21 protein-coding genes are annotated in these 19978 nt (G+C 40.9%); 13 read left to right on the forward strand and 8 right to left on the reverse strand.

Annotation, left to right across the window (positions count from 1 at the left end; translation table 11 throughout):
- Window positions 1–129: 129 nt before the first annotated feature.
- Entirely contained in the window at window positions 130–1068 is a 939-nt protein-coding gene (locus tag G6053_RS01335; RefSeq protein WP_165305322.1) for an Abi family protein, read from the forward strand.
- A gap of 118 nt (window positions 1069–1186) precedes the next feature.
- Here the strand turns inward: G6053_RS01335 and G6053_RS01340 are convergent, their stop codons facing one another.
- Complete coding sequence (locus tag G6053_RS01340; protein ID WP_165305323.1) at window positions 1187–1684, reverse strand: helix-turn-helix transcriptional regulator; 498 nt, start codon at window positions 1682–1684, stop codon at window positions 1187–1189.
- 884 nt (window positions 1685–2568) lie between these two features.
- Between G6053_RS01340 and G6053_RS01345 the strand changes: the two genes are divergently transcribed.
- From G6053_RS01345 to G6053_RS01355, 3 genes are read left to right on the forward strand one after another with little or no spacing between them, the layout of a single operon-like run.
- Window positions 2569–3198, forward strand: coding sequence for a redoxin domain-containing protein (locus G6053_RS01345; protein ID WP_165305324.1), 630 nt, complete (start codon window positions 2569–2571; stop codon window positions 3196–3198).
- Window positions 3195–6374: a SusC/RagA family TonB-linked outer membrane protein gene (locus tag G6053_RS01350; RefSeq protein ID WP_165305325.1), complete on the forward strand. Its 3180-nt coding sequence runs from the start codon at window positions 3195–3197 to the stop codon at window positions 6372–6374. Before G6053_RS01345 ends, G6053_RS01350 begins: the two co-directional genes overlap by 4 nt.
- 1 nt (window position 6375) lies before the next feature.
- Window positions 6376–7752 (forward strand): RagB/SusD family nutrient uptake outer membrane protein, encoded by a 1377-nt coding sequence (locus G6053_RS01355; RefSeq protein ID WP_165305326.1) that lies wholly within the window; start codon window positions 6376–6378, stop codon window positions 7750–7752.
- A 101-nt stretch (window positions 7753–7853) separates the two neighbouring features.
- Here the strand turns inward: G6053_RS01355 and G6053_RS01360 are convergent, their stop codons facing one another.
- The 5 genes from G6053_RS01360 to G6053_RS01380 form a co-directional block, all read right to left on the reverse strand.
- Window positions 7854–8282 (reverse strand): hypothetical protein, encoded by a 429-nt coding sequence (locus tag G6053_RS01360; protein WP_165305327.1) that lies wholly within the window; start codon window positions 8280–8282, stop codon window positions 7854–7856.
- A gap of 193 nt (window positions 8283–8475) precedes the next feature.
- Window positions 8476–9471: a helix-turn-helix transcriptional regulator gene (locus G6053_RS01365; RefSeq protein ID WP_165305328.1), complete on the reverse strand. Its 996-nt coding sequence runs from the start codon at window positions 9469–9471 to the stop codon at window positions 8476–8478.
- 17 nt (window positions 9472–9488) lie between these two features.
- Window positions 9489–10436 carry a hypothetical protein gene (locus G6053_RS01370; RefSeq protein ID WP_165305329.1) on the reverse strand — a complete coding sequence of 316 codons (948 nt, stop codon included), beginning with the start codon at window positions 10434–10436 and terminating at the stop codon, window positions 9489–9491.
- A 4-nt stretch (window positions 10437–10440) separates the two neighbouring features.
- Entirely contained in the window at window positions 10441–10944 is a 504-nt protein-coding gene (locus G6053_RS01375) for a hypothetical protein (protein WP_165305330.1), read from the reverse strand.
- 29 nt (window positions 10945–10973) lie between these two features.
- Entirely contained in the window at window positions 10974–11186 is a 213-nt protein-coding gene (locus G6053_RS01380) for a hypothetical protein (protein ID WP_108635225.1), read from the reverse strand.
- Window positions 11187–11325: 139 nt separating this feature from the next.
- Between G6053_RS01380 and G6053_RS01385 the strand changes: the two genes are divergently transcribed.
- From G6053_RS01385 to G6053_RS01425, 9 genes are all read left to right on the forward strand, one after another.
- Window positions 11326–12153, forward strand: a complete 828-nt coding sequence (locus G6053_RS01385) for a response regulator (RefSeq protein ID WP_165305331.1) — start codon at window positions 11326–11328, stop codon at window positions 12151–12153.
- A gap of 4 nt (window positions 12154–12157) precedes the next feature.
- A complete protein-coding gene (locus G6053_RS01390) occupies window positions 12158–13234 on the forward strand; it encodes a histidine kinase (RefSeq protein ID WP_165305332.1) in 1077 nt (358 codons plus the stop codon).
- A 147-nt stretch (window positions 13235–13381) separates the two neighbouring features.
- Window positions 13382–13699: a hypothetical protein gene (locus G6053_RS01395; protein WP_108635222.1), complete on the forward strand. Its 318-nt coding sequence runs from the start codon at window positions 13382–13384 to the stop codon at window positions 13697–13699.
- 531 nt (window positions 13700–14230) lie between these two features.
- Window positions 14231–14887, forward strand: a complete 657-nt coding sequence (locus tag G6053_RS01400) for a fibronectin type III domain-containing protein (protein ID WP_165305333.1) — start codon at window positions 14231–14233, stop codon at window positions 14885–14887.
- Window positions 14887–15375, forward strand: a complete 489-nt coding sequence (locus tag G6053_RS01405; RefSeq protein ID WP_165305334.1) for a DUF5675 family protein — start codon at window positions 14887–14889, stop codon at window positions 15373–15375. The genes G6053_RS01400 and G6053_RS01405 overlap by 1 nt, the downstream gene beginning before the upstream one ends.
- Before the next feature lie 16 nt (window positions 15376–15391).
- Window positions 15392–15661 (forward strand): hypothetical protein, encoded by a 270-nt coding sequence (locus G6053_RS01410; RefSeq protein WP_165305335.1) that lies wholly within the window; start codon window positions 15392–15394, stop codon window positions 15659–15661.
- Window positions 15651–15821, forward strand: a complete 171-nt coding sequence (locus tag G6053_RS01415; protein ID WP_165305336.1) for a hypothetical protein — start codon at window positions 15651–15653, stop codon at window positions 15819–15821. Before G6053_RS01410 ends, G6053_RS01415 begins: the two co-directional genes overlap by 11 nt.
- Window positions 15822–15929: 108 nt before the next feature.
- Entirely contained in the window at window positions 15930–16115 is a 186-nt protein-coding gene (locus tag G6053_RS01420) for a CsbD family protein (protein ID WP_108635218.1), read from the forward strand.
- A 257-nt stretch (window positions 16116–16372) separates the two neighbouring features.
- Window positions 16373–17686 carry an aminotransferase class I/II-fold pyridoxal phosphate-dependent enzyme gene (locus G6053_RS01425; RefSeq protein WP_165305337.1) on the forward strand — a complete coding sequence of 438 codons (1314 nt, stop codon included), beginning with the start codon at window positions 16373–16375 and terminating at the stop codon, window positions 17684–17686.
- Window positions 17687–17757: 71 nt separating this feature from the next.
- Here G6053_RS01425 and G6053_RS01430 read toward each other — a convergent pair whose 3' ends face one another.
- Both G6053_RS01430 and G6053_RS01435 read right to left on the reverse strand, forming a co-directional pair.
- Entirely contained in the window at window positions 17758–18423 is a 666-nt protein-coding gene (locus G6053_RS01430) for a TetR/AcrR family transcriptional regulator (protein ID WP_165305338.1), read from the reverse strand.
- A 255-nt stretch (window positions 18424–18678) separates the two neighbouring features.
- Window positions 18679–19749: a glycoside hydrolase family 43 protein gene (locus G6053_RS01435; protein ID WP_165305339.1), complete on the reverse strand. Its 1071-nt coding sequence runs from the start codon at window positions 19747–19749 to the stop codon at window positions 18679–18681.
- Between the last annotated feature and the right edge of the window lie 229 nt (window positions 19750–19978).

Here is a 19978-nt window from a genome sequence, read left to right on the forward strand (position 1 = left end):
TGTTAAAATTGTTTAAAATTATTTTTATATATTTTGGAATATATTGCTTTATTAGTATATTTGTTTCGTTATACCCTCGCACGCCTCTGTCTCAAGCGCATCTTGCGAGGTTTTTTTTTGCCTAATTTTATGAAATACACCAAGAAAGCTTGTACTATAGATGAGCATTTAAAGATATTAATTGATCGTGGATTGACTATTGATGATACCGATAGAGCAAAAAGGTATTTGGGAAGCGTTAGTTATTATCGTCTAAGCGGTTATATGTTCCATCTTCAAGATAAGGGCAATGCATCGAAATTTTATGAAGGAACTACATTTAGTGATATTATAAATCTATATACCTTCGACAAAAAGCTAAGGTGCATATTCCTGGAGTATTTGGAACGCGTTGAAGTGTGTCTAAGAACACGTATACTTAATGCATATTCTGAACTCAAGGGTTTTTACTGGTACGTGCATCCGGGGAATTTTCTGGATAAAAAAGATTTGAGAGATGATGGAAGTGAAGTTTTAAGCTATCATTCCTATGTTTTAGAGTCAGTAATTATGGATTTTGAGAAGCCAAAAGAGCAATTTTTGAAAGCATTTAAGTTAAAATATACGGATGAAACTTACCCTCCTGAAAATATGTATTTTGAAACATTATCATTTGGTAAGTTAATTAAATTATATACTTGTCTTAAAAATGACAATACTAAAAATTCGATTGCTACAGCATTTAAACTACCCTCTGGGAAAACCCTTGTTAATTGGTTACTTTTTCTGAACGATGTACGCAATGTTTGTGCTCATCATTCTAGATTATGGAATAGAAAATTTACTGCAAACAAATTGATTTTTCCTTCACGTAGGGATCATAAGATCGATGGTGAAATTCCTGAAGCATCTAATAGTAATATTTATGGTGCCATAATAGCTATAAATCAATTATTGTTGACTTTTAATCCTCATAATTCTTTTATTGATAAACTTGAAACTCTTATTGAATCGCATGCAATGGATGAAAGGAATCTAGGTTTTCCTCCAAATTGGAAGGATCAGGCTCCCTGGCGGATAAAAAAATAAAGCCTCCAGATGTAACTCAGGAGTCAAGCTACGCGTTGGTTTTCTTTTAACCGGCATAACTAATTAAGTGGCAAATATTTAAATATCAAAAAAATATAAATTTTGGAGATTATCCCAGTTATTTTTCTTTGGTAGGATCGATTAGTTGCAGCTTTAACAGCAATTCTTTGTTTTCACCATACAAATATTCGAAAAGTAAGCTAGGCGATATGTTGAATGATTTGGCTAGAGCATATACTTCATCAGCATATATCTCTTGAACCTCTCCATTCTGAAGTCTACTAAACCTAGATTTTTCTATTCCTGATGCTCGAGAGATATGATTGTTTGAATTTGCATAAATCATAATAAAAGCTTGTAACTTAGTTTTGGCTTTTGAAAAATCAATCACTAAATTAAATTTATTATCATTAAATACTTTATTGCAAAGGCTTTCAATTTCTATATTAACAATTTGCGCGACTGTATAAAAGACTCGTCCGGTAACAAATTTTCGATCACCTATTATTGAATCAATGCGATCCTTAACATTTGATAATTCATTATGTTTATTTTCTTCTATTAGAATCCTTTCTAATTTATCTTTAAAATCTGTAGAATCGAGATGTTCAGCCATTATGAATTTTGCTATTTAAAAAGTGCAACATTTGTTGTTGTTTTTGTTTTTGTTTTGTATCTTTGTATAGATCAATAAAATGATTGAGTCTTGTCATCGAAAACGACCAAAATTCAGAAGCACAAGACGTAGGGTTTCCGGATCCCCTCAATTTTTGTATTTTTACAAAAAAGGGGAAGGTCCCCTATTGGAAACTGTGCTATGGTGCTTGGTCGTACCACGATGACGGTAGAAAATAGTGGGCCTTCCTCTTCTATATATTTTAGAGGTTGAACTCTATACTTCTCTCAAGACTCTTTTAATAACTCCAATGCTATTAAATTATGAAACAAGTAGAGTCAAAAACACATTCATCATCGCAACGACAGATCAAGGATCATTGTCGTCAACATGCAGTTAGCCGGTTGATCAAGAACAAATTCTGCCCTCCGGAGTAGTATCAAACAAGATTAAAAATCAACAACGACCGATACCAATACGGTGCCGGAATGTGCATAAAAAAAACTGTAAGGTCTACTTATTGCATTAACATTGTTGGTTTTGCCGACCTGTTTTTTTCAAGATAAATGCCCGACAATTGGACTATCCCTGTTTCTTTTATTCTTAGCAGCCTAAAAGTACGGATTTTGCAATTCATAAGCAAAGATTTTAGAAAAAATAAATATAGATTTACTATACAATAGGTCGGTTTTTCATTTTCCCAACTGATGCGGTATCGTCTCTATCAAATAACCTGTAATTGTCAAGCTCCGCATCTGAGAACCTATTAATAGTTCTATTTATTTACTGGAGTGACCTAAGCAAGGCTTAGGAACCTGGAAAAACTGATTTAAGTCGGAAGGGCGAGCTATGTGTTTTTGGTCACTCTTTAAACACTTAAAAAAATGAAAAATTTTTTTGGGGCAGGAGAGGTCTTGCCCAATCCGAAGACAATCAAACTGTATAGTGCCCTACTATCTATTCTATGGTTTTCTATGTTTAGTTTATCGGCTCAGACGCCCCGCAAGGATAGCGGGGCCGATGGGTCTAAGCCTAAAAAAGAGGTGCTACGTGTAGGCAATGATGTGCCTAAGGACTTTTGGTCTCGGAAACATCTCTTCTTTCGTAATGGAGATACTGTCTCAGCAACGCTAGAAAAATATAAGGGAAAAATATTAGTGTTGGATTTTTGGTACTTAGGCTGCAGGAGCTGTTTACTTGATCAGAAGGAAATCGCAAAAGCGAAAAAAAGATACAAAGATCGTCTAAACGTAATAATGGTCAATAACCTTCCAAACTGGGACAATATCGAAGCGTTCAAAAAATTCTATAGAATGGAAAGATACCGGGATTTTGGAATGGACGACTTTGAATCTATTATTTATGATAACTACCTGTATGATCTGTTTGATTCATTTACATACCCTATGTATGTGTGGATTAACAAGGACGGAGCAATACGTACAATAACTGGAATGAACCTGTTGGATGACCGCTTTCCTATTTCATCTAAAGAGGAAGGAGAACGATTATGAAATGGTATTTCGTATTGTTGTTTTGCTTGCCATTGGGGGTAAGTGCGCAGGACATTCTTAAGGGAATTATTAGCGACGAAACGGGAAATGCGATTCCCAATGCAACCATTCTCGCAAAACAAAATAATTCAATGACGAGTTCGGATCAATATGGTCAATTCAGTATACCTGTTAATGTTCTTCCTATATCAATTGTGATTAAACACCAATCATACCAGCATCTTGACACGGTCATTTATAAAATTGATAGTAGTACGAAGTTTAAATTAAAGAATAAGACAAATGTGCTGCAAGAAGTATTGGTCAATACGGGCTATCAATGGTTGCCGAAAGAAAGCGCTACTGGCAGTATCGTGCAGTTGGATAGGGAACTGCTGACAAAGAGAACTTCCTGGAATGTATTGCAGCAAATGGAAGGACTTGCGACCGGCCTTCAGTATGACAATAGGTCGGGAAACGCACAGCTCAATATCCGCGGATTGGGTTCGTTCAGTTCAATATTGTCCAAACCATTGATTGTCGTAGATAATTTTCCCTTTGAAGGTGATATTAACAGTATAAACCCAAATGAAGTAGCATCAATTTCCATTTTGAAAGATGCTGCTGCAACCTCTATTTATGGGGCAAGAGCTGGTAATGGTGTCATTGTGATTAATCTCAAAAAGCCAAATCTTGCTAATAAGTTGGATGTATCATGGGATTATTCGCTCACACAAAAACCAAATGTTGCCTATCAACCAACGATGAATAGCAGCGATTTTATTGATGTCGAAATGATGTTGTTTGAAAAAGGCTTCTATAAAGCATCACTTCAAAATGTAAATAACAGGAATATTGTGTTCTCTCCCGTTGTATTATTGTTAAATCGTGTTGCTAAAGGCGAAATATCTCAGGAAGAGGCTTCCAAAGCCATTGATCAATATCGAAAGACAGATTATAGAAACCAGTTGCAGGATGGCTTCTATCGCATGGCAGTGAATAATCAATTGAATATGGGCTATAGTTTTGGAACTGAAAAAGCGCTGACACGAATAGCATTAGGATATAAAAAGACTCTTCCGGCAGCAAAGGGAAACCAGACAGATCAATTGAATTTGCGATGGAGTACCCAGCTCAAAATAGGGGAAAAGCTCAATATCACGCCCGGTCTTACTTATACCAAAACCTTAGGAAAGAATCGGGGCTATAACCCTAGCTACCCGATTAGCATCTCGGGTGGAAAATCAAACTTGTATCCTTATGCTTCATTGTTTACAGATGATGGCACAGCGCTGCCGATTGCTTATCAATATAATCCCGTATTTCTCGACACTGTAGGCAATGGAAACCTTTTGGATTGGACTTTCAGGCCTTTGCAGGAAGCAGATGCTATTCAGGTGGACAGAGATGCTAAATATATAGCATTTGATATGCAGTTTAATTATATAATAGGAAATGGATGGAGGCTTTCGGCATTATATAATTATGAAAATGAAACGGCCGATAATAAAACGATCTATACAGAAAGCGCATATTATTTTAGAGATCTATATAATAAATTTACGGTTCAAGACGCAGGGAAGTTTGTAAATAGTTTGCCTAAAGGACAAATTGTCGATTTTAATATTGGCCAGATGACTAGCCATAAGGCAAGGGTGCAAGTCGACTATTTCAAAAAATGGGGGCTACATGACTTGGTGTTTCTATTTGGCGGAGAGCTTTCTGATCGATTAGCAGATACCAAAGGTTCGCGTGTATATGGTTTTGATCCGAATACACAGTTGTCACGCCCCGTTAACTATTCGAATTCACTGCAGACTTATCGGAATTATTTTGGTTTACAAAATATTCCTTATCTCGACCAGTTTAGTAAAAGAAACAATCGTTTTATTTCCTTGTATTTTAATGGAGCCTATACCTTGATGGATCGCTATATCTTAAGTGCTTCAGCCAGGCAGGATGCGTCTAATAATTTTGGTAAACAAACCAATAACCGATGGAATCCGTTATGGTCTGTTGGAGGTTCATGGCTCGTAAACAAGGAGCATTTTTTGGCGGATTTAACATTCCTGGATAATATGAAAGTGTCATTTACCTATGGTTTTGGCGGAAATGTTGGGGGTAATACCGCTCTCTATCCGTTAATTTCTAATGCAAAGGCAGTTTCATACTGGATCGCTAATCAGCCCTATGCTCGCGTCAGTTCATTAGCGAATTCGAAGCTAAAATGGGAGCAGGTGCAACAGACAAATTACGGGCTCTCTTTCTCGCTGTGGAGACAAAAGTTGACGTTTTCCCTCGAATATTATAAGAAGGTCTCAACAGATTTACTTGCTGCAGATAATATCGACCCAACGCATGGCTTTACAAATTTAGAAAGGAATGTAGGTAAATTGAGCTCTAAAGGTGTCGATTTTCAGTTGGGCAGCCAGATTTCACGTGGGGATTTTAAATGGAATGGACAATTCCTGTTTTCATATAATAAGAATAACGTAGATACGTACAATGGCGGCAAGTATACTTCGCCTGCTCTCGTATCGAATTCAGGAACAACAAATCGCCCTATGGAGGGATACAGCCTGTATCCTGTTTTTGCCTATAAATTTGAAGGTCTAGATGGGCTGACAGGTGATCCTCTTGGAATATTGGATAATGGGACTTCGAAAGATTATAGCAAATTATTAAATGTACCTAATCATGAACTACGTTATTATGGCACGGGACTACCCGTATTTTATGGTTCATTTAGACACGCATTGCAATACAAAGATTTTGGATTCTCATTCAACATCCTGTATAAAGGAGGACATTATTTTCAAAAATCTACGATAATGTATGCTAATCTTTTTAATTCTTGGGCAACTCATGCTGATTATGATCTGAGATGGCAACAGCCTGGTGACGAATTGAAGACTACTGTTCCATCCTTGATCTATCCGGCTAATTCTTCGCGTGATAGTTTTTATGCCAATGCGGAACCGAATATTTTGAAAGGTGATTTAATCCGCTTACAGGATGTGCAGTTTAGCTATGATTTAAAAATTAAAAATATACGCTATCTCAAAAATATGCGCTTGAATCTGAATGCTTATAATCTCGGCATCCTCTGGAAAAAAGCGAATACGCCTTTGGATCCGGACTATTCATTTATGCCTCCTGCCAGAACATATTCTGTTGGATTAAATATGCAATTTTAATATGAAAAAATCATTTTACATTTTTCGATTACTTCTTTGTAGTATATGCCTGCTATGCACAATATCATGTGGTAAATATTTAGAAGAAAAAGCTGACTATTCGGTTTCGGTGGCCGAAACATTGAATGACCTGAGAGCACTGCTTGACAATGAAGGTGATCTCAATAGAAACCTACCTGGGTTATTGGAAACAGGGACAGATGATTATTATGTCTCCGCTGACCAATATGGTATCGTCCCTCCATATCTGCAGGAGATCTATATTTGGAGCGCAGATTTGAATGCAACGGATTTGGCATCGTGGATCACGCCATATAAAGCGATTATGATGGCGAATGCAGTGTTGAACGCGTTAGAGAAAGTGCCAAATACTAACCCGCAACTTTATCAAGAACTGTATGGTGAAGCACACTTCATAAGAGGATATCAACTGTTTTTACTTGCCCAGATTTTTTGTCAACCCTATAATTCGCTTACGGCAAATCAGGAACTTGGCCTGCCCTTAAAATTTGAAGCAGACTTGGCAGAAAAAATCCAGCGTAGTAATCTTAATGATACCTATCAGCAAATTATTGATGACCTTAAAAAAGCAGCAGATAACCTGGATAACAGAAGCAAATTCATATCAAGACCAAGCAAAGCTGCGGCCTTTATGGCCTTGGCGCGAACTTATCTGGCGATGGGTGATTACCTTTCGGCAGAGTCATTTACCGATAAAGCCCTGAGAATTACGGACGATCTTTTGGATTACAAAACTGTAGCCGCTGAGAGCGCGCAGCCATTTAATACTAAGAATCCTGAGCTTATATATTATGCCGAAACTGGACAAAGCTATCAATTGATTTATCCTGATTATTCCTTTATAAGCAATGACTTGTATGCCATGTACGATGCCTTAGACTTAAGGAAATCATTGTTTTTTTCGGTGAATTCATCAAACCAAATATCATTCAGAGGATATTATGCCAATACCGCGGTATCTTACTTTGGCGGTTTTGCTACGCCAGAGCTTTATCTGACTAAAGCTGAATGCTTGACCAGGAGAGGCGCAATAGAAGAAGCGGCAAACTATTTGGATCAGCTGCTGTCAAATCGCTGGAAGGATAAATCATATGGTATTCAATTGGAAAGTAACAAACAGAAACTGTTAACTTTAATTTTGGATGAAAGGAGGAAAGAGATGCTGATGAGAGGGGTGAGATGGATGGACATTAGACGATTAAATGCCTTGGATAATAGGGGGATAGTCTTGAAGCGCGATTTGCTTGTCAATGGGGAGATGAAACTTTTTGTATTACCTCCTAATGATCCTAGGTTTTGTCTCCCCATACCTCAAGAAGTTATTCTCCAAAGCCAGATTCCTCAGAACCTGAGATAAAGATAATTTCAATGGTTGAAGTAGACTGAATGTACGGGCTGAAAAATGCATCTAAAATAGAATAGGGCCGTCCAAGGTGGATAGCCCTATTTGTTTGGCATTTAATTTTTTCGGAAACTGCTAACTGTTTCATTTGTTTGTGGACTTGATGTGTTTAGAGAGTTCTTAGCATCGTTGATTTGATCAGCAACTGTCTTACCCGGCAATACCGGAGCTGACATATCCGGTTGTCCGCTGCCATTATCCGGAGCCTCAATAGTACAAATTCGTTGTAATGGAGTGGGGCAGCCATCAGAATGCGGCGTTGTCGTATAAAGACTTGGAGTTGTCGGATTATCACTCGAAGTTCCAGTAAAATACCATGTCTGATTTGCTCGTACAACCTTCGTTTCTTTGCTTGTCTTTACCTCGTTCTCACCTTTAACCTCTTTTTCACTTTTAATACTTTGGGCATTCGCACTTAGCGAAATTCCTAATGTCATAACACCAATACTCATGGTGCCGGTGATTCTTTTTACTACTTTGTTCATGTTTCTATGTTTATAATTTTAAAAAATTTACCTATCCTTATTATCCTCCTGAATCGGTCGTGGAGTTTTTCCTATTGACCGGCCGGTACTGCCCGAGCCCAGCCGATCTGTATCTTATACCAAAGTTAGGGCAGCAATCTTCCATGGATGTATGACTTTTCGGTAGGCCATTGTATGATTTTTCGATCAATAGCTATCGGTCACCCTCATTTTTATCGGTACAGTAGTCCCCCGGAGCGACTCCTGTCTGCTTCTGGAAAAAAGTTGAGAAATTTTGCTGATGCCCATAACCACAATAATTGGAAACCTCTTTGACAGGATACCCCATGAGCAACAAATCTTTGGCCTTTTGGATCAAGAGTTTATTCCAGGTCTGCTTTGGCGTTTCACCGTACGTCGACTTGTAGACTTTGCCCAGTTTACTGATGTCCGTCTCCAGCGCATTGGCAACGGCCTGGATCGAACAGCAACTAAAGGTTTGCAGTACCTGATCGCTGATCAGCTGTAGGGCGCATTCTGCCAGTAGCTCATCCGGACTGATCTTTTCATGCTCCTCAAAATTTTTGTAAATGGCAATATCGTACAGGTCATAGACGAGCTTGACCGCCAGGGCTTCGTTGTCCTTATGATACTTGAAAAAACGCGTTTCAATCCGGGACAGCTGGTAGCGGGTCCGCTCTTTGATAGGCCAGATGGCACTCTGATAAAATCGATCTTTATCCCGTAAATGGGCGGATCTGAATGCTGATAGAAAATGGCGCTCCTGGTATAGGACGGACCGTATATAGCCTATGTCGACCAAAACGCCATATACCAGATACTCGCCGGGGCCTAGGTCGGTATGGAGCGCCCCATTGGGAATATAGATATAGCTGCTGCATACAGAGGGAAGCTTTGCGAGACTGTTACCTGATGATTGCTCAAGTATGATCTCGGTAGGCGAATGGAGATTGTACAGCAGGTGGTAATCTGCTTTACACGTTTCAATGGAAAGCCTGTGGGGTACTTGCACATGGGCCTGCAACCGGTAAAAAATGACGCTATGATAGTCAATGTATTCTTCGACAAGCTGAATGCCTGAATCCTCATACCGCTGTAGCGCTGAATCGGCCAGCTTGGGCAAAAAGGCTTTTACCTGATCAGAAAATGTGCCAACCTCCGGCAGCTTAAAATGGAATGTTTTTTTCATAAATAATTGGCTGTTGGTTATTTAACGTGTTTGTTATTACCTCCTTCCCTTGTATCGAGATCCGCTGTCGCCGTTCGCACCTGTAACGTTGGCTCGGCGGTCTCAAGCAGTTTTATAACTGGCTTGGCAATGCGGTGTAAGAGGGGATGATCCCAGGCACAGAGGTTGTACCAGATCATCAGACATGAAAAATGGACCAACCCCATGGTCAGTGCGATACCCAGATGCATTAAAATAATGCCGGTACTGATATAGATACGGACTCGGCCTTTGATCCATAGCAATCCATATCCCAATTCTAAAAGCAGGGTAGCGATTCCCAGCCCTACCCAAAGAGCGGTAAATTGCTGGGCTGACTGGGGGATAGTAACCAAAGCGGGGCTCAAGGGCTGCTGAAGGGCTTTCCACATGGCTTCGCCATTCCACCAAGTGGGGCCAACGGCTTTACCCAGGCCGGCAAAAAAATACACGAATGTAAGCTGCCACCGGAAGAGCTTTGTACCGAGCGCGGCCCACTTTTCGTTAGGTAGCCAACGGCTGCGGAAAAAGCAGAAAATGACACTGAAAAATAAGCCTGTCTGTGCGAGATAATCTGCTCCGTAGCTCCAGGTATAGTTGGCGATAAAAAAAAGATAATGCAATATAATGAGCCCCAGCATGGCGACTTTGCGATAGTGGTCAAAAAACAAGGCTAACCCACAGATGATGTATAGCAGGCCAAAGAAATGGATCCATTCTAGGCTGGCTAGTGTGTATTCCGGTAAATTGGCAATCAGGGTGTGGATGGATACTGTATCTGGCCTTTGCTGCGATGAAATGCTCTCCTCGTCAAGGAATGTACCCTGGCCAAATAGCATACTGAGGTCCGGCCATAACCGCCACATATCTATGGCCAATAGCAGCCCCAGTCCCCTGGACATAATAGGTAGGATCGTATCGGCGCTTAGTTGTTCTCCCTTGTTCATAACCTTAATTTTTGATATACTCAAAAAGAATAATGTACTGGGATGAAAAGTGCGGCTCACCTTTTTGGACTAATGCTGGTATATATTTCGTTATTAAACGACATGAAATGCTGTCGGCAGCCATAATATCGGACAGACCGCCTGTTAGATTGCTGATTGATGTACGCGCCTGATCCTGTAGATAAGACTGACTGCCGTCAACGAATGATGAACCCAGTTGCAGGTAACTGTTGAACCGGAGCATTCCGGTCGTACTTTGTATGCGCGGTTCGCTCAGCAGCGTTGCGTTACCCTTTTGATATTGGATATATTCAAGCTGTATCTGCATGCCTACACTGGGACCATAGAAAGTATAGCCTCCACTCAGTCCTGCGAGGTCCTGATATAGATAAGCGAACCCGAATATTTCTGGCAAATGATCAGGAAGTTTAAAAATGATCCGTAGGTTGTAGGCTGATGCCATACAGATATGTATGGCACAGCCTAGGGCAAAAATCAGTCTTAACATAGGTTTTAGTGGCGTGTAACTGCTATTTGCTATTTTAATTGTTTTATAAACTGTTCTTTGGGCGAGGAGGGAAAGAATAATCGGGTAGACAGTCCATCTTGAATGGGACTGTCCACCGCTTTCAGGTGTATGTAATTTGTGCTGGATCTGTCCTGCACAGACATGGTGGAAGTAGGGATAAGGTCAATGGCAAAAAACAGGCCTACGCTAAGTAGATAAATGGATAACTTGAATGGTTTCATGATGTAAGTATTTTTTTGTTTATTTCTTTAAATTGGTGAAATCAAGGGATAACTTTGGGTTAACTATTTGTTTATGTCGGCTGTAATTATTTATTTTACGGCTATAACTATTTTTGTCATCAATCAACATAAACCTATTATGAGCAAATTTCCCGTGGTTATAATCGATGATCTATATGGTGCGCTGGAGGATACAGCCGCCGTATTGGAAGAGCTTGGCTTATTTCAGATAAAAGGAAAATTTACTTCGGTAAGAGATGCAGAAGTGTATTTTTTTAAGAAGGACGAGAAAGTTTATATTATATTCTGTGATATTGAGATGCCGGACTGTTCGGGCTTGGATGCGATTAAGAGGCTCCGTAATTATTGTTCGCACTTTGTTTTCGTCACCGGTTTTGCGAAAGAATATGCGCTGGACGGACACAAAGTGCATGTTGATGGTCTTTTGTCAAAACCTGTTGAAGCGGATGAACTGCTTGACTTAGTAAAGCATTTAAAAAGTAAAGTCCCTACCAGTAGCACTGATCGCGACCTCAAGCCCGAACCGACGATCTTTCTGGATTTTGTTGACCCCAAAAGCGAATTGCATCTTGCACGAAAGAATGGTCCTCCAATGCGGAAGCATCCAGAAAATAAAAGGGTATATGAAAAAGTTCCGGTCGCACTTGCGGAAATTGCTTATTTGAAAAAAACAGGAAATTACATTCATTTTTACGCGCTTAGACCAAATGATCAGTTTGTCTTGCTGGGGGTGCTCAACAAAAGGATGATGGACATGGATGATCTACTCCAGCAAGATCCGAGATTTGTCCGGATGGATCAGTCTGTATTCATTAATTTAAACTATGTTAAAAAAGTGGGCCTGGAAGGAGTCTCTGTCGGGTCAAAATTTCTATCTGTTTCAAAATCACGTGCTGATGAACTCAAAAGAAGATTGATGATGATGGATATTAGCCACAAATTGTAAGGTCATGCCAGCAAGAAAACAATTTATGCTTACTTGGCTCAAAAATATCGTACTCAGTACTGCAATTGTCTTTTCGCTGGCTTATATCTTCCTGATCATACCTGCAGCATTTCAGGATTGGCGGGATCAATTGACTGCCTTGGCCCTGACCGGTATAATATATGTGGTGGTTAGGCACCTGATACTCCCCAGACTATTTATATGGTCCCGGTATAATGCCTGGCTGCTGATTACTTTCGTCATGCTGCTTTTTCTGTTTTTTTGTTCTATTCCAATCTTGATTAGCCTGTCTACGGGTGCATTGAAATGGACACCGGGAAAATGGGAGATTGAAAATTTCTGGCCCGTGATATTTTTAATCATTCCGCCCGTACTGGTAGCTTTCTTTATGTATAGCTGGCAGTTTGGTGTTGATAAGTGGTTAGCCTATCGAGAAGCGCAGCAGCGGCTGAATGAAATCGAACATCTAGCCATAAATTGGGAATTAATTGCCCTGACAAAAGATCTCAATCCTCATTTTATAACAAATAGTATGGCTACGATCCGGGCTTTGATCCGCAAATCACCAGCAAATGCATTGCTCGCTGTAGGTATACTAGGTAAAATAGCCAACGTATATATGAATAATCATGATACATGGTTAGACTTAAGGAGGGAAATGGAAATGGTCGATAAATTGGTAAGTATGTATGAATTTATAAAGGGACATTCAATTTCGCTACAAGTGGAGGATCTATCGGACGGAGCTTATAGGATTCCCAAAATGCTGTTGTTCAACCTGGTCGAAAATGCATTGCAATACGGTGAGACATCCATAAAGAAGTATCCCATACGAATAGTGATCACCAAATCACAAGATAATATGGTGACCGTTCTGGTTTCCAACCGGATCGCAGCAATAGCGGTTGCTGGTAAGGTCAGCCACAATACAACGCTACAGCGAATTGAGCGCCAGCTGCGGTTACTGAATCCGCAGCATGCCGTCCTTACGGTGTCTAATGATGAATCCGTATTTACGGTTTCGGTCTCTTTTAATCAGCATAGCATGGACAATACGCAGATAGATCAGAAAAATGTGTAACTTTAGGTAATTATAAACCTTCACCATCCGTGGGTATTTCCCTTTTTTCGCAGGGCTTGGCAGACCTTGAAATGAAATTAATAGATTTTTTTGTCCATGGAAATAAATAACCCTACCTGTGCGTCGATGGCCTTAAACCCATAGACCATGAACCTAAGTATATTCTTACATACATTAATAGATCGTATAGAAAAATTGATTGAAATTTTAGGGGCGATATACCGCCTGCTGGCGACCCTGATTATTATCCTTAAAGTAAAGAAAGTAGAACAAAAGCCACTGCGCGAGCGTAAACTCTGGACGCATGCCGAGGTGACTGCATACCTTGGTATCAGCGTCTCGACCTACAAGCGCCGTGTGCAGGAGGGATTGCTCAATCCGATGACTCTGACCGGGGACGATCGCTACTTTGAAGAAGATCTAACCGAGGCGCTCGAAAGAAGCCGGCTCAAGGGGAAAATATAACTTCAGTACGGCACCGGTTGGATTTCGCGCTAAGGATCGGTGACTTCGCGCTGTGACTTTGTGATCTTACCGGCCAAAAGTGTGAAACAAATGATTGACCGTTCGTTTTTTCCGCTTGGGGAAAACGAACAGTCAGTGGACTGAATAGAAATTCCCCCTGACTGGTTGGTACAGTCGGGGGAATTTGCTGTTCAGTCACCCGGAAAGTTTGAACAAACACTGGTCTGTTTCATTTCCCCGCTCGGGCAAATGGACTTTTTACCGGACTGCTCGTGTCAGTCCCGGGACTGTGCGAATATTCCGGGTGACGGAATCCCTATTTTACTGCGCCAAACTGAGCAGTCACAGCGCAAAATCATCACTTTCTGACGCCTTTCCGATCAGGTTGGCTCAAATGGGCTCAATTAAGCTCAATCCAGGTCAAAACTTCATTTTCGGTCCGTTCCCATACTATGTTTGTCTCATTAAATGATCTCGCGAGGAATATTTAATCGTTAATAAACAGATTTTTAACTGACTCTGCCAAATAGCATGTGCAGGTTAATAAATAGAACAAATATGGCAACAAAAATGAAAGCCTTGATCGGATTTGGAAAAATGAAAGACGATGAACTGGTCATCAGCTGCAATACAATTATCGGCGCAATGACCGACAACGCCAAGTACACGGCACCGACACCCGCACTGGCGGATATACAGATTTTGCTGGATGATTTCACGGCCAAGCTGGCCATTGCACGCAAGCGTGGTTCACCCGAAGATACCGCCCGCAAAGATGAGAGCCGCAGCCCGCTTATTGTGGTGATGCAGCAGCTGGGATACTACGTCAATTCGGTGGCCCAAGGTCATCTCTCTACCTTACTGAGTTCGGGATTCCCGACCAATAGCACCTCCTTTGCCAATCAGGTGCCGCTCAAAGTGGATAATGTGCGGCTCTCGGACGGACGACAGTCCGGACAGGTGAAGCTGGATTTTGCACCTCAAAAGATAGCGACCATCTACGAATATCGCTATCGCATACGAACGGATATTCCGGTCGAATGGGGAGATCGGTTTACGACGACTTCGTCCCGGAGCAATATTATCGCTCCACTGGAAGTGGGCAAATTCTACGAAGTGCAGGTGCGTGCAATTAATACCCAAGGGGTAGGCGACTGGAGTGATTCGGCTAATATCTTGGTGCGCTAATGAATATGCTGCTCAAAAGAGTCAGACAGGGGAAAAATAGTACCCTGTCTGAATTGTATATAGATGGCCTGTTTCAATGTTATGTCCTCGAAGACAGGATACGTGATCATAAAATCAAAGGACAGACTTGTATTCCGGCCGGGAGGTACCGTCTCGGGATTAACTATTGGGGCGGGATGAATACCGCTTATAAGAGGCGTTTCCCGGATATGCATCAGGGGATGATCGAGATACGGGATGTCCCGGCTTTTAGCAATATCTATATTCATATCGGCAATACGCATGCGGATACGGCCGGCTGCCTGCTGGTGGGAACTTACTTCCATAGAGACAAGAACCGCGAGGACTATGAAGTATATCAATCACAGGAGGCTTACCTGAATTTATATCAAGTGTTGATCGACCATGTAAAAAGCGGCAAGGTCATCCTGTCCATCGAAAATAGGCTGACTGGAGGGAACATGACTAATGCCTGGAAAAGAAACTAATAAATAATTTATACAGATGAAAAAAATAGTCAATAAAATAGGAAAGGTGCTGGGACTAGTACTCGCAGCACCGATAAAGCTGCCCGGAAAGGCATTGAATATAGTACGGTATCTTGCGCTAGGGCTGGGGATCATTGAATCGGTCATAAACGAAGATGATCAGGTGATCAGTGAAGGGGAGACGGATGAAACAGGCTCGGAAGATAAGAATGGACAGAAAGGGGAACAGGCGCATGATAGACAAAGGGCGAACCCGACAGAGAAAGGAGCGATCAATGAAACTTAGTGATATAAGACTATCGGCAATCGGTGGTACACTCTGTGGTATCTGGGTTTCTTTTTCAGTAGGCGACCTGATTAACGGCGCACTGACGGCATTGGTCGGAACGCTTGTGAGTTTCTCGTTAAGCCGTATTTTAAACCGGATATTTAGGCGCAAACAATAAAATGACTGCAAATGCGCTGCTTATCTAATTTAACATTTTATAACAATTTCTTTTAAACGATTCTGGTTTCAGACTGTTCTATTCATAAACAACGAAAGGAAAATAATTATGAGCGAATTAACTTGGAAAGGCCGTTGGAATGAAATCAAAGGCAAAGTAAAACAGCAATATGCAGATCTTACGGATGATGATTTACTGTATGCAGAAGGCAAAGAAGATGAGTTGGTCGGTAAACTTCAGAAGAAGACCGGAAAGACACAGGATGAGGTGAATAATTGGTTGAACGGTTTGTAAAAACAAGTGTTTTTTTGTGATAAGGAAAAACGGATAACAGCAATGTTATCCGTTTTTTTTGAAATAAGCCCAAAGGGGGAAAACGTTTCGATATTGCTGTTATCTACAAAAACTTAATTCAGCGCAGCAATTCCATATCGCCGGCTATAGAATGTTGATGTTCACATAATATCTTTGTCAGATAACGAGAAATTGCTTTACTATTTAGGAGAAATTTGATAACTTTAATAAATAACTTAAATATAAAATCCAAAGGCATGAACCACCATAATTTTATGAGCGCTATTGACCAGAGCATTTCTGAAGGTGTGAGAAGAGGTATACTTCATTTGACCCAGGAAGGTAATCTGACAACCGACAACCTCATCCGTGTCAATGACTCCGAATTAGTGAACTTTACCTCTTGTAGTTATCTTGGACTGGAGCATGATGAGCGTCTAAAAATTGCTGCGATAGCAGCGGTAGAAAAATATGGTGTACAGTTTTCCGAATCGAGGGCATACGTGTCCATCGATTTATACCGGGAATTGGAAGAGTTGATGAGCAGGATTTTTGAAGCTCCTACAATTGTTGCCCCTACGACAACACTCGCACACTTGGCTGCCATACCTGTGATTCTGGATCCGGAGGATGCTGTTATCGCTGATCAGCAACTGCATAATTCCGTGTTAAGTGGTATAAATGTATTTAGGGCAAATTGGCCGATTCACTTTGAAGTCCTCCGGCATAACCGCTTAGATGTGCTGAAGGAACGTATCGAAATACTCCAAAAAACGTATAAAAGGGTTTGGTATTTTGCCGATGGAGTGTATTCCATGTTCGGTGATCGCTGTCCTGCAGATGAGATCTTTAATTTGTTGGACTCCTTTCCCGCATTTCATACGTATATCGACGATGCACACAGTATGAGTATATTGGGCAAAAACGGAAAAGGATATATACTTAGTAACCATACGATACACGAGCGGATGATTGTCGCCTCATCGATGGCCAAGGCCTTTGCTACAGGCGGAGGTATTTTGGTTTTCCCGAATAAGGAGATCGCCAGAAGGGTGCGCGCCTGCGGGGCTCCGTTCAATTCCTCCGGTCCTTTGCAGCCAGCGACCTTAGGTGCTGCAGTTGCCGCTGCAAAGATCCATTTAACGGACGAAATATATGTGCTGCAAACTGAACTGGCAAATAGGATAAAATACGCAAACTCATTATTTAAAGCAACCTCTTTGCCATTAATTTCGAATTTTGATTCGGGGATATTCTTCGTTGGTACATCGAGGGCCGAGCTGGCATATAGTATCATGGAAAAAATGATCAAGCGCGGATTTTTGTTGAACATCGGCGTATTTCCCGCTGTATCCAAAAACCATTCAGGCATAAGATTTACAATGACAACACTGCAATCCTACGATCAGATTGAAAGAATGATAAAAACGTTGAATGAAGTATTTTTTGAAACTTTAGAGGAGCATCAATATTCAGTCGATCAGATATATAGCGCATTCAAGGTCGTCGCCCGTCTGGAGGATCGTGCAGCCGGCGAATTCATTAGCGAATATAGCGCTGAAAAAGAATAGCATATATAACACCATTTTCTGCTATGTCCTCTTATGAATTTCTGGAATTATGCTGAGCATATACGGTTTGCTTATCCGGCAGGCTCTTCGACCGAGTTATAGGCCCACCCTAAAATGTTCTTGATCGAAGCTTTGATCCTGTTCAGCCCTTCGGGGGTGGAGATATCGATCTCACAGACGGTACTTTTTGTATGTGCCGAGTGGAGAACAATATAATAGATGCCTGCAACCAGAATAGTAACAACAGCCCTGAGGTCGAGATCCTTACCTTGAAGCTCTTTATCTGCAAAGGCAAAGAAAAGAGCGCTCATCTTTTCCCGTTCCTGCGAAATCTCAGACATTAGCGCAGATTCCTCGCAGATCTGCCAGGCCAAAATCTTTTGCATTTCTGTATTGGTAAGAAAATCATCCAGTTGATTTAATAATAAAGATTCTAAAAAACCCCTCGATCCCACCTCGGGCGCATTTCCAAAATATCCAACAGCGTTCATCGTCGCGGAAAGCCAATAGTCTTTGCCCTTGATGTAAGTTTCTACCAAGTTGTCGAGCGTCCCGAAGTATAGACTGATGAGCTTACGGTCGACACCGGCCACCTTTGAAATATTAGCTATCGTAAGTCCGGAATAACCTTTTTCTTCAAGTACTTTGCCAACGGAAGTAATTAACTTCCCCATGGTCCGTTCTTTATTATTTTTCTCGCCCTGATATTTTTTTCTTGACTGTTGTTTATTGGTCATAATATTGCTTAAAACCGAAAGATTTAAAGATCAATATCAAATATATAAAAAATCAACTTAGCGTCCAGTTAATTAGCTAAAGAGTTGTAAATTATTTAAATTTTTGGTTATAAAAAATTGATATGCTTTTTAAAAAGCTGCAGAAATTATTGATGGAATTTCTTGCGACCTGCCCTCAATACGGCTACATGCATTGGTTAAACTCGGGACAAGGTGAATAGCTGGCTGAACGGATGGTAATGATAATATGCTATCTCAATTTTTTAATGTCGGGCCATGTACAATAAGTTTACCATCGGCATCGATCTCCATAAGGTCTATAAATACCAACCGTTGATGCCCGGTTGCTTCCGTTCGGCCATGGTAAACGCAATAACGATACTTGCCATCCCGCGAATAGGCAATACTATTGTGACCTGTCCCCGTCACGGAGCCATTTTTTTGTAAAATGGGATTATTTTCGAATTTTTCAAAAGGACCTAAAGGACTGTCCGAGGTCGCATAACCGATCGCATAATTCTTACCATCAAAATTATTCGCCGAATACATCATATAATAGGTATGGCCTTCTTTAAAGAGATAAGAACCTTCTGTCCATCTCCGATTTACTTCCCTGCTGGTGACAGACCTGCTCTCCCAATCGTCCGAAACACCCATTGTCAGTGGCGGACGCAAAAGTAATTTAGGCTCGCCAATGATACCCGAAAAATCGGATTTAACTTCTACTCCATATACCCAGCTTTCTTCAACCTCATCATACCAGCCTTTATTTTTTGCCCAGGTGGCCACCTCACTTTGTACCGGGTGTTTGTAGCAGCATCTTGAATAATAGAGGTAGACACGGCCGTCCTCAAACCATAGATTGGCATCAATAATTGGATAGCCGGGGTCAAAAATGGGCCGGTCATAGAGGTCAATAAATGGCCCGGTGGGCTTATCCGATACCGCAACACCGATCCTGAAATTCTCCAGTTCTTGGTTCGGATTATCTTTCCATTGAGCGCTATACAGCATATAGTAGCGTCCGTCCCTTTGGTAAACCTCAGGAGCCCAAAAGGCATCTGATCCCCAGCCATTTTTATTGTCGTGATGATAAACCTGACCTTCAAAAGTCCAGTCGTGCAGGTTGGTGGATGAATAGGCTCCGAAGCCTTTGACCACATCCCCGCCGGTACCGTACATATAATATGTTCCATCGGAATCTGTCAATACAAAAGGATCACCGAAAGCTATGGGTAAAGGATTCTTTATCAAAACTTGTCCCTTTAAGACAAAGGATATTAGTAAGGTGAATAACAATAAGGCGGAGGGTATTCTCTTTATCATGTATAATGGATGTTAAATACTCCAAAAAAAGTGAAAATTTTATTCCTTTTTAGCTCAATCTTTTGTCTTTTTGTCTCAAAATACACCACTTTAGACAATATATTCCTGATTTAGATCGCGCTGTGCCTTTTTTTTGTCTCAATAGACTATGGCTGTCGGAAATGCCCTCACATGTCCTCTTGGCATTTTTTGGTACATTTGATTATATTTGAAAGAACCGATTGCCAAC

It is taken from the genome of Sphingobacterium sp. DR205, from assembly GCF_011064245.1.
GTDB classification, from domain to species: domain Bacteria; phylum Bacteroidota; class Bacteroidia; order Sphingobacteriales; family Sphingobacteriaceae; genus Sphingobacterium; species Sphingobacterium athyrii.

What these genes read in the sequence shown, in the direction of transcription:
- G6053_RS01335 (WP_165305322.1), top strand. Translation starts at nt 130, where the DNA reads ATGAAATACACCAAGAAAGCTTGTACTATAGATGAGCATTTAAAGATA.
- G6053_RS01340 (WP_165305323.1), bottom strand. Translation starts at nt 1,684, where the DNA reads ATGGCTGAACATCTCGATTCTACAGATTTTAAAGATAAATTAGAAAGG.
- G6053_RS01345 (WP_165305324.1), top strand. Translation starts at nt 2,569, where the DNA reads ATGAAAAATTTTTTTGGGGCAGGAGAGGTCTTGCCCAATCCGAAGACA.
- G6053_RS01350 (WP_165305325.1), top strand. Translation starts at nt 3,195, where the DNA reads ATGAAATGGTATTTCGTATTGTTGTTTTGCTTGCCATTGGGGGTAAGT.
- G6053_RS01355 (WP_165305326.1), top strand. Translation starts at nt 6,376, where the DNA reads ATGAAAAAATCATTTTACATTTTTCGATTACTTCTTTGTAGTATATGC.
- G6053_RS01360 (WP_165305327.1), bottom strand. Translation starts at nt 8,282, where the DNA reads ATGAACAAAGTAGTAAAAAGAATCACCGGCACCATGAGTATTGGTGTT.
- G6053_RS01365 (WP_165305328.1), bottom strand. Translation starts at nt 9,471, where the DNA reads ATGAAAAAAACATTCCATTTTAAGCTGCCGGAGGTTGGCACATTTTCT.
- G6053_RS01370 (WP_165305329.1), bottom strand. Translation starts at nt 10,436, where the DNA reads ATGAACAAGGGAGAACAACTAAGCGCCGATACGATCCTACCTATTATG.
- G6053_RS01375 (WP_165305330.1), bottom strand. Translation starts at nt 10,944, where the DNA reads ATGTTAAGACTGATTTTTGCCCTAGGCTGTGCCATACATATCTGTATG.
- G6053_RS01380 (WP_108635225.1), bottom strand. Translation starts at nt 11,186, where the DNA reads ATGAAACCATTCAAGTTATCCATTTATCTACTTAGCGTAGGCCTGTTT.
- G6053_RS01385 (WP_165305331.1), top strand. Translation starts at nt 11,326, where the DNA reads ATGAGCAAATTTCCCGTGGTTATAATCGATGATCTATATGGTGCGCTG.
- G6053_RS01390 (WP_165305332.1), top strand. Translation starts at nt 12,158, where the DNA reads ATGCCAGCAAGAAAACAATTTATGCTTACTTGGCTCAAAAATATCGTA.
- G6053_RS01395 (WP_108635222.1), top strand. Translation starts at nt 13,382, where the DNA reads ATGAACCTAAGTATATTCTTACATACATTAATAGATCGTATAGAAAAA.
- G6053_RS01400 (WP_165305333.1), top strand. Translation starts at nt 14,231, where the DNA reads ATGTGCAGGTTAATAAATAGAACAAATATGGCAACAAAAATGAAAGCC.
- G6053_RS01405 (WP_165305334.1), top strand. Translation starts at nt 14,887, where the DNA reads ATGAATATGCTGCTCAAAAGAGTCAGACAGGGGAAAAATAGTACCCTG.
- G6053_RS01410 (WP_165305335.1), top strand. Translation starts at nt 15,392, where the DNA reads ATGAAAAAAATAGTCAATAAAATAGGAAAGGTGCTGGGACTAGTACTC.
- G6053_RS01415 (WP_165305336.1), top strand. Translation starts at nt 15,651, where the DNA reads ATGAAACTTAGTGATATAAGACTATCGGCAATCGGTGGTACACTCTGT.
- G6053_RS01420 (WP_108635218.1), top strand. Translation starts at nt 15,930, where the DNA reads ATGAGCGAATTAACTTGGAAAGGCCGTTGGAATGAAATCAAAGGCAAA.
- G6053_RS01425 (WP_165305337.1), top strand. Translation starts at nt 16,373, where the DNA reads ATGAACCACCATAATTTTATGAGCGCTATTGACCAGAGCATTTCTGAA.
- G6053_RS01430 (WP_165305338.1), bottom strand. Translation starts at nt 18,423, where the DNA reads ATGACCAATAAACAACAGTCAAGAAAAAAATATCAGGGCGAGAAAAAT.
- G6053_RS01435 (WP_165305339.1), bottom strand. Translation starts at nt 19,749, where the DNA reads ATGATAAAGAGAATACCCTCCGCCTTATTGTTATTCACCTTACTAATA.